At 67.5% G+C, this 14,033-nt stretch carries 8 protein-coding genes and 3 rRNA genes; all 11 read left to right on the forward strand.

From position 1 onward, the window contains the following. Positions 1–28: 28 nt before the first annotated feature. Positions 29–949, forward strand: a complete 921-nt coding sequence (gene argB / locus ZF1_RS12490) for an acetylglutamate kinase (RefSeq protein ID WP_062404726.1) — start codon at positions 29–31, stop codon at positions 947–949. Beyond that, entirely contained in the window at positions 946–2,139 is a 1,194-nt protein-coding gene (locus tag ZF1_RS12495) for an acetylornithine transaminase (protein WP_482637321.1), read from the forward strand. Before argB ends, ZF1_RS12495 begins: the two co-directional genes overlap by 4 nt. Continuing rightward, complete coding sequence (gene argF, locus ZF1_RS12500) at positions 2,139–3,062, forward strand: ornithine carbamoyltransferase (RefSeq protein WP_251786452.1); 924 nt, start codon at positions 2,139–2,141, stop codon at positions 3,060–3,062. Before ZF1_RS12495 ends, argF begins: the two co-directional genes overlap by 1 nt. After that, positions 3,055–3,612, forward strand: coding sequence for an arginine repressor (locus ZF1_RS12505; protein WP_062402841.1), 558 nt, complete (start codon positions 3,055–3,057; stop codon positions 3,610–3,612). The genes argF and ZF1_RS12505 overlap by 8 nt, the downstream gene beginning before the upstream one ends. Then, entirely contained in the window at positions 3,609–5,054 is a 1,446-nt protein-coding gene (gene argH, locus ZF1_RS12510) for an argininosuccinate lyase (RefSeq protein WP_178375044.1), read from the forward strand. Before ZF1_RS12505 ends, argH begins: the two co-directional genes overlap by 4 nt. Continuing rightward, complete coding sequence (locus ZF1_RS12515; RefSeq protein WP_405417489.1) at positions 5,051–6,274, forward strand: aspartate aminotransferase type Ic; 1,224 nt, start codon at positions 5,051–5,053, stop codon at positions 6,272–6,274. Before argH ends, ZF1_RS12515 begins: the two co-directional genes overlap by 4 nt. A 2-nt stretch (positions 6,275–6,276) precedes the next feature. Continuing rightward, positions 6,277–6,942, forward strand: coding sequence for a DNA-3-methyladenine glycosylase (locus tag ZF1_RS12520; protein ID WP_405417486.1), 666 nt, complete (start codon positions 6,277–6,279; stop codon positions 6,940–6,942). Positions 6,943–6,988: 46 nt separating this feature from the next. After that, positions 6,989–8,263 (forward strand): tyrosine--tRNA ligase, encoded by a 1,275-nt coding sequence (tyrS, locus tag ZF1_RS12525; RefSeq protein ID WP_482637322.1) that lies wholly within the window; start codon positions 6,989–6,991, stop codon positions 8,261–8,263. Between the two features lie 435 nt (positions 8,264–8,698). Beyond that, positions 8,699–10,218 (forward strand): 16S ribosomal RNA (locus tag ZF1_RS12530). Positions 10,219–10,542: 324 nt separating this feature from the next. After that, a 23S ribosomal RNA gene (locus tag ZF1_RS12535) occupies positions 10,543–13,625 on the forward strand. 145 nt (positions 13,626–13,770) lie between these two features. After that, positions 13,771–13,887, forward strand: a 5S ribosomal RNA gene (gene rrf, locus ZF1_RS12540). The 16S, 23S and 5S rRNA genes sit together here, the layout of an rRNA operon. Positions 13,888–14,033 lie beyond the last annotated feature (146 nt).

Below are 14,033 nucleotides of genomic sequence, written 5' to 3' on the forward strand. Positions count from 1 at the left end.
CGCCCCGGACGCGCTGCCGCAGCCGCAGATCGCGCCGTCCCCGGAGACCCCGGCCCGGCTGAAGCGGGCGGGGGAGAAGGCCGGTGTGCTCGCCGAGGCGCTGCCCTGGCTGCAGCGCTTCCACGGCCGGATCGTCGTCGTCAAGTACGGCGGCAACGCCATGATCGACGACGAGCTGAAGCAGGCCTTCGCCCGGGACATGGTGTTCCTGCGGCTCGCGGGCATCCACCCGGTCGTCGTGCACGGCGGCGGGCCGCAGATCTCGGCGATGCTGAAGCGGCTCGGCATGCCCGGCGAGTTCCGCGGCGGCCTGCGCGTCACCACCCCGGAGACGATGGAGATCGTCCGGATGGTGCTGTTCGGCCAGGTCGGGCGCGAGCTCGTCGGGCTGATCAACGCCCACGGGCCGCTCGCCGTCGGCCTGTCCGGGGAGGACGCGGGCCTGTTCACGGCCGAGAAGCGCACCGCGCTGGTCGGGGGCGAGCCCGTCGACATCGGCCTGGTCGGTGACGTCACGAAGGTCAACCCGGACGCGGTGCTGGACATCATCGCGGCGGGTCGCATCCCGGTCGTCGCCGGGATCGCGCCGGACGCCGACGGCCAGGTCCACAACATCAACGCCGACAGCGCCGCCGCGGCGCTCGCCGGCGCGCTGGACGCCGCGAAGCTCGTGGTGCTCACCGACGTCGAGGGGCTCTACGCGAACTACCCCGACCCGGAGTCGATCATCACCTCGCTGACCGCGGACCAGCTCGAGCCGATGCTGCCCCGCCTGGAGAGCGGCATGGCCCCGAAGATGGAGGCCTGCCTGCGCGCCGTGCGGTCGGGCGTCGGACAGGCCCACGTGATCGACGGGCGGGTGCCGCACTCGGTCCTGCTCGAGGTGTTCACGCACGAAGGCGTCGGCACCATGGTGCTGCCGGACGCCACAGCTGGGGGAACGACATGACCACGCACGCGCAGCGGTGGCAGGCCGCACTGATGAACAACTACGGCACCCCGCCGCTGACCCTGGTCCGCGGCGAGGGCGCCCGCGTCTGGGACGCCGAGGGTCGCGCGTACCTGGACCTCTACTCCGGGATCGCGGTCAACGCGCTCGGACACGCGCACCCGGCCGTCGTCGAGGCGGTGTCCGAGCAGGTCCGCAGCCTGGGCCACACCTCGAACTTCTTCATCACCGAGCCCGCGCTGCAGCTCGCCGAGCGGCTGCAGGCACTGCTCGGCCGCGACGACGCCCGGACCCTGCTCTGCAACTCCGGCACCGAGGCCAACGAGGCCGCCTTCAAGATCGCCCGCCGGACCGGCCGGCCGGACATCGTCGCCTGCGAGGGCGCGTTCCACGGCCGCACGATGGGTGCGCTCGCGCTGACCGGGCAGCCCGCCAAGCGTGCCCCGTTCGAGCCGATGCCCGCCGGGGTGACCCACATCCCGTTCGGTGACGCCGCCGCACTCGACGCCGCCGTCACCGAACGGACCGCCGCGGTGTTCCTGGAGCCGATCCTCGGCGAGGCCGGGGTGATCGTGCCGCCCGAGGGGTACCTGGCGCAGGCCCGTCGGATCACCGCCGAGCGCGGCGCACTGCTGGTCCTCGACGAGGTGCAGACAGGCATCGGCCGTACCGGATACTGGTTCGCCCACCAGGCGCACGGCATCGTCCCCGACGTGATCACCCTGGCCAAGGGCCTCGGCGGCGGTCTCCCGATCGGGGCCTGCGTCGGGTTCGGCGACGCCGCAGCCCTGCTCGAGCCCGGCCAGCACGGCACCACCTTCGGCGGCAACCCGGTGTCGTGCGCCGCGGCGCTCGCCGTCCTCGACACGGTCGCCGCCGAGGGGCTGCTCGCCCACGTCGACCGGCTCGGCAAGGAGATCCGCAGCCGGATCGAGGGATTCGGCCACCCCCTGGTCGGCGACGTCTCCGGCGCCGGTCTGCACATCGGCGTCGGCCTCACCGCGCCGGTCGCCGCCCAGGCCGCCGCGGCCGCGCGCGACGCCGGGATCCTGGTGAACAACGCCACCCCGGACCGGCTGCGGCTGGCCCCGGCCCTGACCCTGACCGACGACGAGGCCGAGGAGTTCCTGACGGCGCTGCCCGCCGTCCTCGACGCGGCCGCCGCCCAGCACGAGGGGCAGGGGAACTGATGGTCCGCCACCTGCTCCGCGACGACGACCTGACCCCGGCCGAGCAGGCCGAGGTCCTCGACCTCGCCGACCGGCTCAAGGCCGACCCGTTCGCCGAGCGCCCGCTCGCCGGGCCGCGCGCCGTGGGGGTCGTGTTCGACAAGTCCTCCACCCGTACCCGGGTGTCGTTCGAGGCCGGGATCACCCAGCTCGGCGGCACCGCGATCATCCTCGACGGCACCACCAGCCAGCTGGGGCGCGGCGAGACGATCTCCGACACCTCCCGGGTGCTGTCGCGCTACGTCGACGCGATCGTGTGGCGCACCAGCGGCCAGGAGCGGATCCGGGAGATGGCCGGCGCGGCGACCGTGCCGGTCGTCAACGCGCTCACCGACCTGTTCCACCCGTGCCAGATCCTGGCGGACCTGCAGACCGTGCGGGAGCGGTTCGGCCGCCTCGCCGGGCTCACCCTGACCTACCTCGGCGACGGCGCGAACAACATCGCCCACTCGCTGCTGCTCGGCGGGGCCACCGCCGGGCTGCACGTCCGGATCGCCGCACCCGCCGGGTTCACCCCCGACGACGACGTGCTGCGCGATGCGAAGACCCGGGCCGAGCAGACCGGGGGATCGGTCACGCTCGTCGCGGACCCGGTCGCCGCCGTCGACGGCGCCCAGGTCGTCGTCACCGACACCTGGACCTCGATGGGCCAGGAGGACGACGGGCTGGACCGGGTGGCGCCGTTCCGGCCCTACCAGGTGAACGCCGCGCTGCTGGAGCGCGCCGCACCGGACGCGATCGTGCTGCACTGCCTGCCCGCCCACCGGGGCGACGAGATCACCGACGAGGTCCTCGACGGCCCCGCCAGCGCCGTCTGGGACGAGGCCGAGAACCGGTTGCACGCGCAGAAGGCGCTGCTCACCTGGCTCCTGCGGCATGGGTGAGGCGGACCGCGACCGCAGGAACCCGGTGAGCCGGGCCAGCCGGCAGGCGGCCGTCATCGACGTGGTCTGGAACTACGAGCTGAGCAGCCAGGTGGAGATCATCGGGTTGCTCCACGAGCGGCACGGCATCGAGACGACCCAGGCCACGCTCTCGCGAGACCTGGACGAACTGGGCGCGGTGAAGCTCCGCGGCGCGGACGGCGGGCAGCCGGTCTACCGCATCCCCGAGGACGGCAGCCCCGTGCGCGGGGTCGAGGGCGGCACCGGGCGGGTCGCCCGGTTGCTGGGGGAGCTGCTCGTGTCCGCCGACGCGAGTGGGAACCTGGCGGTCCTGCGGACCCCGCCGGGCGCGGCGCACTACCTCGCGAGCGCACTCGACCGGGCCGCACTGCACGACGTCGTCGGCACCATCGCCGGCGACGACACGGTCATCGTCGTCGCCCGCGAGCCCCTCACCGGGGCGGAGCTGGCCGAACGGCTGCAGGACCTGCCCCGGAGGGCCCACGCGGCCGCCGGGACGCACGACGAACGAGAAGGAGACCCGACATGACCGACGCGGACCCCCGACAGGGCGCGGTCGCCGGTGGCGGAGCGCTGTGGGGTGGCCGGTTCGCGTCCGGTCCGGCCGACGCGCTCGCGGCGCTGTCGAAGTCCACCCACTTCGACTGGGCACTGGCCCCCTACGACATCCGCGGCTCGAAGGCGCACGCCCGGGTCCTGCACCGCGCCGGTCTGCTGACCGACGAGGAGCTGTCGGGGATGCACAAGGCGCTCGACGAGCTCGCCGCCGACGTCGCCTCCGGGGCGTTCGGCCCCGACCCGGGCGACGAGGACGTGCACACCGCGCTGGAGCGCGGCCTCATCGAGCGGGCCGGTGCCGACCTGGGCGGCAAGCTGCGGGCCGGTCGCTCGCGCAACGACCAGGTCGCCACCCAGTTCCGGATGTGGCTGCGCGACGCCACGCGACGGGTCGGCTCCGGCGTGCTCGACGTCGTCGACGCCCTCGTCGCCCAGGCGCAGGCCCACCCCGGCGCGCCGATGCCCGGCCGCACCCACCTGCAGCACGCCCAGCCGGTGCTGCTCGGCCACCAGCTGGCCGCGCACGCCCAGGCCCTGCTGCGCGACGTCGACCGGCTCGCCGACTGGGACCGGCGCAGCGCCTGGTCGCCCTACGGCTCCGGCGCGCTCGCCGGGTCCTCGCTCGGGCTCGACCCGGAGGCCGTCGCCGCCGAGCTCGGCTTCACCGGGTCCTCGGCCAACTCGATCGACGGGACCGCCTCGCGGGACTTCGCCGCCGAGGCCGCGTTCGTCCTCGCGATGATCGGCGTCGACCTGTCGCGGCTGTCGGAGGAGATCATCCTCTGGGCGACGGCCGAGTTCGGCTACGTCACCCTCGACGACGCGTTCTCCACCGGCAGCTCGATCATGCCGCAGAAGAAGAACCCCGACGTCGCCGAGCTGGCCCGCGGCAAGTCCGGCCGGCTCGTCGGCAACCTCGCCGGGCTCATGACCACCCTCAAGGGGCTCCCGCTGGCCTACAACCGGGACCTCCAGGAGGACAAGGAGCCGCTGTTCGACTCCGTCGCGCAGCTGGAGCTCCTGCTCCCCGCGGTCGCCGGGATGGTGGCCACCCTGACCTTCCACACCGGGCGGCTCGCCGAGCTGGCCCCGGCCGGGTTCACCCTCGCCACCGACGTCGCCGAGTGGCTCGTCCGGCAGGGCGTCCCGTTCCGCGTGGCGCACGAGGCCGCGGGCGGCTGCGTCCGCGCCGCCGAGGCCCGCGGCGTCGGGCTGGAGGACCTGACCGACGCCGAGCTGGCCGCCGTGCACCCGGCACTCGACCCGAGTGTCCGCGACGTACTGACCGTGGAAGGCTCCATCGCGTCGCGGAACGCGCGCGGTGGGACGGCCGGCGACCGGGTCGCCGAGCAGCTCACCGACCTGCGTACCGCGGTCGCAGCAGCGCGAGAGTTCACCGGAGGAACCGCATGACCGACCCTGCCGCAGCCTACGAGGAGCTCAAGGCCGCCGGCCTGAAGCTCGACCTGACGCGGGGCAAGCCGTCCGCGCAGCAGCTGGACCTGTCCCACGAGCTGCTCGGTCTGCCGGGCGCGGGACAGTTCCGCGCGGCCGACGGCACCGACACCCGCAACTACGGCGGCGGCCAGGGTCTGCCCGAGCTGCGGGAGATCTTCGCGCCGTCGCTGCAGGTCCCGGTCGGGCAGCTGGTGGCATCGAACAACTCCAGCCTGGAGCTGATGCACGACACGCTCGTGCACGCGTTGCTGACCGCGCTGCCCGGCGCCCCGACCCGCTGGGTCGACGCCGGCCGGGTCGCGTTCATCGCCCCGGTCCCCGGCTACGACCGCCACTACGGCGTGTGCGAGCGGCTCGGGATCGACCTGGTCACCGTCCCGATGACCGCGGACGGCCCCGACATGGACGAGGTCGAGCGGCTCGTCGCCGAGGACCCGTCGATCAAGGGCATCTGGTGCGTGCCGAAGTACTCGAACCCCGACGGGGTCGTCTACTCCGACGAGGTCGTGCGCCGGCTGGCCACCATGCCGACGGCCGCGCCGGACTTCCGGATCATGTGGGACAACGCCTACGCGGTGCACCACCTGACCACCGAGGAGGTCGAGATCGCCGACGTCCTCACCCTGGCCGCCGACGCGGGCAACGCGGACCGCCCGTTCGTCTTCGGGTCCACCTCCAAGATCACCCTCGCCGGTGCGGGCGTCGCGTTCTTCGGTGCCTCGCCGGCGAACGTCGACTGGTGGCTGAAGCTGGCGTCGAAGAAGACGATCGGCCCGGACAAGGTCAACCACCTGCGGCACGCGCTGTTCCTCAAGGACGCCGCCGGGCTGCGGGCGCACATGGCCGCCCACCGCGAGCTGATCGCGCCGAAGTTCGCCGCGGTCGACCGGCTGCTGACCGAGGCGTTCTCCGACGTCGAGGGCGTGTCCTGGACCAAGCCCCGGGGCGGCTACTTCGTGAGCCTGACCGTCCCGGACGGCCTCGCCTCGGAGGTCGTGCGGCTGGCGAAGGAGGCGGGCGTCGTCCTGACCCCGGCCGGTGCGACGCACCCCTACGGCAAGGACCCGCAGGACGCGACCATCCGCCTCGCCCCGACCCTGCCCCCGCTCGACGAGGTCGAGAAGGCCATGGCCGGTGTCGTGACCTGCGTGCAGCTGGCGCTCGCGCGCCGCTGACGGTGGACGACCACACGGCGGGGCCCGGCCGGGACGACCGGCCGGGCCCCGCCGGTCTGCTGGACCGGTCCGCCCTGGCCGTCGACGTCCTGCCCGCCGCACGACGCCTGCTCGGCTGCGTCCTCGAGGCCGACACCCCCGACGGCACGGTCGCGGTGCGCCTCGTCGAGGTGGAGGCCTACCGGGGCCGCGACGACCCCGCGTCGCACTGCTACCGCGGCCGGACCCCGCGCAACGCGGTGATGTTCGGCCCGCCCGGGCACCTGTACGTCTACTTCGTCTACGGCATGCACTTCTGCGCGAACGTCTCGTGCCTGTCCGACGGCGAGCCGGGCGCGGTGCTGCTGCGCGCCGGGGAGCTGCTCACCGACCCGGGGGTGGCCCGGGAGCGCCGGCCCACCGCCCGTCGCGATGCGGACCTGGCCCGCGGACCCGCGCGCCTCGCCGCGCTCCTCGGGCTGCGCCGTGAGGACGACGGGACCGACGTCACCGACCCTGCCTCCCGGGTGCGGCTGCGCGCCGGGGCCCCGGTCGCCCCGGAGCTCGTCCGGACCGGCCCCCGGGTGGGCGTCGCCGCGGCGGCCGAGCTGCCGTGGCGCCACTGGGTCGACGGCTCACCGGCGGTCAGTCCGTACCGGGCCGGGACGCGCCGTCGTCGCAGCGCCTGAGGCACCCGCGTGCACGGGCCGCGGCGGCCCGACCAAGATGGGCACCGTGGGTACCGACATCCTCGACGACCTGGAGTGGCGCGGCCTGATCGCGCAGAGCACCGACCGCGACGCGCTCGCGAAGGAGCTCGCCGCCGACGACCCGGTGTCGATCTATGCGGGCTTCGACCCGACCGCGTCGAGCCTGCACGCCGGGCACCTGATCCCGATGCTGACCCTGCGTCGCTTCCAGGAGGCCGGGCACCGTCCGGTCATCCTCGCCGGCGGGGCGACCGGGATGATCGGGGACCCGCGCGACGTGGGGGAGCGGACGCTCAACGACGCCTCGACCGTCGCCGACTGGACGGTGCTCATCCGGGGCCAGCTGGAGCGGTTCGTGTCCTTCGACGACGGGCCGACCGGCGCCGTCGCCGTCAACAACCTGGACTGGACCGGGCAGCAGACGGTCCTGGAGTTCCTGCGCGATCTCGGCAAGCACTTCCCGGTCAGCACGATGATCTCGCGGGACACGGTGAAGCGCCGCCTCGCCGGCGACGGGATGTCCTACACCGAGTTCAGCTACCTGCTGCTCCAGGCCCAGGACTACCTGCACCTGTACCGCGAGCTCGGGGTGCGGCTTCAGATCGGCGGCTCCGACCAGTGGGGCAACATCGTCGGCGGTGTCGACCTCGTCCGGCGGGTGACCGGCGACCACGTCCACGCGTTGACGCTGCAGCTGGTCACCGACTCCGAGGGCCGCAAGTTCGGCAAGTCCACCGGGGGCGGCAACGTCTGGCTCGACCCGGAGCGCACCTCGCCGTACGCCTGGTACCAGTACTTCGTGAACGTCGCCGACGCCGACGCGATCACCTACCTCAAGCTGTTCACCTTCCTCGACCGCGCCGAGATCGAGGCACTGGAGACCCAGCTCGCCGAGAAGCCGCATCTGCGTGGCGCGCAGCGACGTCTCGCCGCCGAGCTGACGACGCTGGTGCACGGCGAGGAGCAGACGAAGCAGGTGACGACGGCGAGCCAGGCCCTGTTCGGCCGCGCGGAGCTCACCGACCTGGACGCGGCCACCCTCGGTGCTGCGCTCGCCGAGGTGCCGACGGCCGACGCAGGCCCGGCCGACACGATCGTCGACCTGCTCGTCGCCACCGGTCTGACCGACAGCAAGGGAGCCGCGCGCCGCGCCGTGAAGGAGGGCGGGGCGTACGTCAACAACGTCAAGGTCGTCGACGAGGAGTGGGTCCCGGGTGCCGGGGACGTCCTCGACGGCGGCTGGCTGGTGGTGCGGCGGGGGAAGCGCAACCTGGCCGGTGTGCGGGTCGGATCGGCATGATCGGCCGCTGACCTGCGGAAACGCTGAACAGGTACCCCCCTGTGAATCGCCTCCGGGCAGTCCTGTAACTTTCTCGTTGTCGCCAGGACGGGACGGACGAGAGCGAGACCGGCCGAGAGGCCAGGGACGCTGATCCGGCCCGGAGGCGACGGCCCACGAACTCCATCTCGGTGGAGATCCGGCCGCCCGGAGTAAGGTTTGACGCTGCTCTCCGGTACACGTAGCATAAGAGAGTTGCCTCCTAGCGAGGCCGACTCTGGCGCCCCGGGGCGACGGTCATCAGGTCCGGTCCTCGAGTGCGGGTGTCTTTTGAGAACTCAACAGTGTGTCGAGCTATTTTGATTCGGTTTGGCGTTTTGTGCCAAATTGTTTGTTTGGTTGCAGCATTCGATCCCGTCGGGTGTTGTGGCTAGTTGTTTGTTGCAAGTCAGGGTTTTGTTGGAGAGTTTGATCCTGGCTCAGGACGAACGCTGGCGGCGTGCTTAACACATGCAAGTCGAGCGGTAAGGCCCTTTCGGGGGTACACGAGCGGCGAACGGGTGAGTAACACGTGGGTGACCTGCCCTCCACTCTGGGATAAGCCCGGGAAACTGGGTCTAATACCGGATAGGACCACTGATCGCATGGTTGGTGGTGGAAAGTTTTTTCGGTGGGGGATGGGCCCGCGGCCTATCAGCTTGTTGGTGGGGTGATGGCCTACCAAGGCGGTGACGGGTAGCCGGCCTGAGAGGGCGACCGGCCACACTGGGACTGAGACACGGCCCAGACTCCTACGGGAGGCAGCAGTGGGGAATATTGCGCAATGGGCGGAAGCCTGACGCAGCGACGCCGCGTGGGGGATGACGGCCTTCGGGTTGTAAACCTCTTTCGCCAGGGACGAAGAGCGATTGACGGTACCTGGAGAAGAAGCACCGGCCAACTACGTGCCAGCAGCCGCGGTAACACGTAGGGTGCGAGCGTTGTCCGGAATTATTGGGCGTAAAGAGCTCGTAGGCGGTGTGTCGCGTCGGCCGTGAAAACTTGGGGCTTAACTCTGAGCGTGCGGTCGATACGGGCATCACTTGAGTTCGGCAGGGGAGACTGGAATTCCTGGTGTAGCGGTGAAATGCGCAGATATCAGGAGGAACACCGGTGGCGAAGGCGGGTCTCTGGGCCGATACTGACGCTGAGGAGCGAAAGCGTGGGGAGCGAACAGGATTAGATACCCTGGTAGTCCACGCCGTAAACGTTGGGCGCTAGGTGTGGGGACCATTCCACGGTTTCTGTGCCGCAGCTAACGCATTAAGCGCCCCGCCTGGGGAGTACGGCCGCAAGGCTAAAACTCAAAGGAATTGACGGGGGCCCGCACAAGCGGCGGAGCATGTGGATTAATTCGATGCAACGCGAAGAACCTTACCTGGGTTTGACATGCACCAGACATCCCTAGAGATAGGGCTTCCCTTGTGGTTGGTGTGCAGGTGGTGCATGGCTGTCGTCAGCTCGTGTCGTGAGATGTTGGGTTAAGTCCCGCAACGAGCGCAACCCTTGTTCCATGTTGCCAGCACGTAATGGTGGGGACTCATGGGAGACTGCCGGGGTCAACTCGGAGGAAGGTGGGGATGACGTCAAGTCATCATGCCCCTTATGTCCAGGGCTTCACACATGCTACAATGGCTCATACAGAGGGCTGCGAGACCGTGAGGTGGAGCGAATCCCTTAAAGTGAGTCTCAGTTCGGATCGGGGTCTGCAACTCGACCCCGTGAAGTTGGAGTCGCTAGTAATCGCAGATCAGCAACGCTGCGGTGAATACGTTCCCGGGCCTTGTACACACCGCCCGTCACGTCACGAAAGTTGGTAACACCCGAAGCCGGCGGCCCAACCCTTGTGGAGGGAGCTGTCGAAGGTGGGACTGGCGATTGGGACGAAGTCGTAACAAGGTAGCCGTACCGGAAGGTGCGGCTGGATCACCTCCTTTCTAAGGAGTCCCATCATGTGATGGGGCGCCACGATGCTCTGTGAGTTCTGCTCATGGTGAGTCTGTGGTTCCTTCATTGAATCGCATTTGCGGCCTCGTTCGTGGGTCGGGTGCGTTGGGTGGAACGCAGTACGTCGGACCGTTTGGCTTGGCACACTGTTGGGTCCTGAGAGGACATCTTGTGGTTCTTCGGAGCTGGGGTTGTTTTCTTTGGCCGCTCTGGTTGAGGGCTTCCTAACGCCTGCGTGTGTGGGTGGTGGTTGTTTCTTGGTTGGGTGTGGTTGTGGGTTGAGTGTTGCATAGTGGATGCGAGCATCTTGTTGTGGTCAAGTTGTTAAGAGCACATGGTGGATGCCTGGGCATCAGGAGCCGATGAAGGACGTGGGAGGCCGCGATAGGCCTCGGGGAGCTGTCAACCGAGCTGTGATCCGAGGGTGTCCGAATGGGGAAACCCAGCGCCCGTCATGGGGCGTTACCCGTACCTGAATTCATAGGGTGCGTGGAGGGAACGTGGGGAAGTGAAACATCTCAGTACCCACAGGAAGAGAAAACAATAGTGATTCCGTGAGTAGTGGCGAGCGAAAGCGGAAGAGGCTAAACCGTGTCCGTGTCAAGCCGGCAGGCGTTGCGGGTGCGGGGTTGTGAGACGTGTCGTTCATCTTCTGCCGAGGGTGGGACAGCAAGTGCCTGTGTTAGCGGAACGACTCTGGGATGGTCGGCCGTAGTGGGTGATAGCCCCGTACGCGAAAACACTGGGTTCTGTTGTGGGCGTGTTCTCGAGTAGCAGCGAGCCCGTGAAATTCGCTGTGAATCTGGCGGGACCACCCGTCAAGCCTAAATACTACCTGATGACCGATAGCGGACAAGTACCGTGAGGGAAAGGTGAAAAGTACCCCGGGAGGGGAGTGAAATAGTACCTGAAACCGTGTGCTTACAAGCCGTCAGAGCCTTTCGGGGTGATGGCGTGCCTTTTGAAGAATGAGCCTGCGAGTTATGCTTCGTGGCGAGGTTAACCTGTGTGGGGTAGCCGTAGCGAAAGCGAGTCCGAATAGGGCGTCTGAGTCGCGGGGTGTAGACCCGAAGCGGAGTGATCTACCCATGGCCAGGGTGAAGCGTCGGTAAGACGTCGTGGAGGCCCGAACCCACCAGGGTTGAAAACCTGGGGGATGAGCTGTGGGTAGGGGTGAAAGGCCAATCAAACTTCGTGATAGCTGGTTCTCCCCGAAATGCATTTAGGTGCAGCGTCGTGTGTTTCTCACCGGAGGTAGAGCACTGGATGGCCTAGGGGGCCGACAAGCTTACCGAAGTCAGCCAAACTCCGAATGCCGGTGAGTGAGAGCGCGGCAGTGAGACTGCGGGGGATAAGCTTCGTGGTCGAGAGGGAAACAGCCCAGATCACCGGCTAAGGCCCCTAAGCGTGCGCTAAGTGGGAAAGGATGTGGGATCGCCCGGACAACCAGGAGGTTGGCTTAGAAGCAGCCACCCTTGAAAGAGTGCGTAATAGCTCACTGGTCAAGTGGTCCTGCGCCGACAATGTAGCGGGGCTCAAGCGCACCGCCGAAGCCGTGGCAATGACACTTAGGTGTTGTTGGGTAGGGGAGCGTCCTGCATCTGGTGAAGCCCGGGAGTGATTTACGGGTGGAGGGTGTGGGAGTGAGAATGCAGGCATGAGTAGCGAATGCAGAGTGAGAATCTCTGCCGCCGGATGACCAAGGGTTCCTGGGCCAGGTTGTTCCGCCCAGGGTGAGCCGGGACCTAAGGCGAGGCCGTCAGGCGTAGTCGATGGACAACGGGTTGATATTCCCGTGCTCGTGATAGTGCGTCCATGCCGAGGCTGGTGATGCTAACCATCCGAACCCACCTTCGTTCCTTCGGGAGTGTTGTTTGTGGGGGAGCGTGGGATCCGATCTGGTAGTAGGCAAGTGATGGGGTGACGCAGGAGGGTAGCTCCGCCACGCGGTGGTTGTCGTGGTGTAAGCCTGTAGCCCGAGTCCTAGGTAAATCCGGGGCTCATCAAAGGGTGAGAGGTGATGCGTAGCCGATTGAGGCGAAGAGGGTGATCCCATGCTGTCGAGAAAAGCCTCTAGCGAGTGCTGTTGCGGCCCGTACCCCAAACCGACACAGGTGGTCAGGTAGAGAATACCGAGGCGATCGAGCGAACTGTGGTTAAGGAATTCGGCAAAATACCTCCGTAACTTCGGGAGAAGGAGGGCCGGTTGTCTTGAGGCTCCTTGCGGGCTAGGGACGGCCGGTCGCAGAGACCAGGCCCAAGCGACTGTTTACTAAAAACACAGGTCCGTGCGAAGTCGCAAGACGATGTATACGGACTGACGCCTGCCCGGTGCTGGAACGTTAAGAGGACCTGTTAGCTCTTCGGGGCGAAGCGGAGAATTTAAGCGCCAGTAAACGGCGGTGGTAACTATAACCATCCTAAGGTAGCGAAATTCCTTGTCGGGTAAGTTCCGACCTGCACGAATGGCGTAACGACTTGGGCGCTGTCTCGACCACAGACTCGGCGAAATTGCACTACGAGTAAAGATGCTCGTTACGCGCGGCAGGACGGAAAGACCCCGGGACCTTTACTATAGCTTGGTATTGGTGCTCGGTTCGGCTTGTGTAGGATAGGTGGGAGACTGTGAAGCTATCACGCCAGTGGTGGTGGAGTCGTTGTTGAAATACCACTCTGGTCGAATTGGGTGTCTTAACCTCGGGCCATGATCTGGTTCAGGGACAGTGCCTGGTGGGTAGTTTAACTGGGGCGGTTGCCTCCCAAAGAGTAACGGAGGCGCCCAAAGGTTCCCTCAGCCTGGTTGGCAATCAGGTGTTGAGTGTAAGTGCACAAGGGAGCTTGACTGTGAGACTGACGGGTCGAGCAGGGACGAAAGTCGGGACTAGTGATCCGGCACCACCTTGTGGAAGGGGTGTCGCTCAACGGATAAAAGGTACCCCGGGGATAACAGGCTGATCTTGCCCAAGAGTCCATATCGACGGCATGGTTTGGCACCTCGATGTCGGCTCGTCGCATCCTGGGGCTGGAGTAGGTCCCAAGGGTTGGGCTGTTCGCCCATTAAAGCGGTACGCGAGCTGGGTTTAGAACGTCGTGAGACAGTTCGGTCCCTATCCGCCGCGCGCGTTGGAGACTTGAGGAAGGCTGTCCCTAGTACGAGAGGACCGGGACGGACGAACCTCTGGTGTGCCAGTTGTCCCGCCAGGGGCACGGCTGGTTGGCTATGTTCGGGAGGGATAACCGCTGAAGGCATCTAAGCGGGAAGCCTGTTCCAAGATGAGGTCTCCCACCACCTTCGAGTGGGTAAGGCTCCCAGTAGATGACTGGGTTGATAGGCCGGAGATGGAAGCCCTGTGAGGGGTGGAGTTGACCGGTACTAATAGGCCGAGGGCTTGCCACAACGAGTTGTTCGCATCCACTGTGTGACCCTGAGTCCACAACCATCCACACCTTCCCCCCGGGTATGCCCGGGCCGGTGTGGAGTCGGTGTGTGTGCTCGACCCCCTGTCCCCGGGTTCGGGGTGGGGTGATAGTTGGATAGTGTTGTCGGTGGTCATTGCGGTAGGGAAACGCCCGGTCCCATTCCGAACCCGGTAGCTAAGCCTTCCAGCGCCGATGGTACTGCACTCGCCAGGGTGTGGGAGAGTAGGTCGCCGCCGACATTCAACCTCTGAAAGGGGAGTCCGCAACGGTGTAGAAGCCGCTGTGGACTCCCCTTTTTTCGTATGTCTGCAGCCGTGTCCGCCTCTCTGCGCGGACCGGTTCGCCCAGTGCGGTCGCCGACCGCGGAAGTGACGGTGTTGGTTTG

Source organism: Pseudonocardia sp. ZF1 (genome assembly GCF_056835605.1).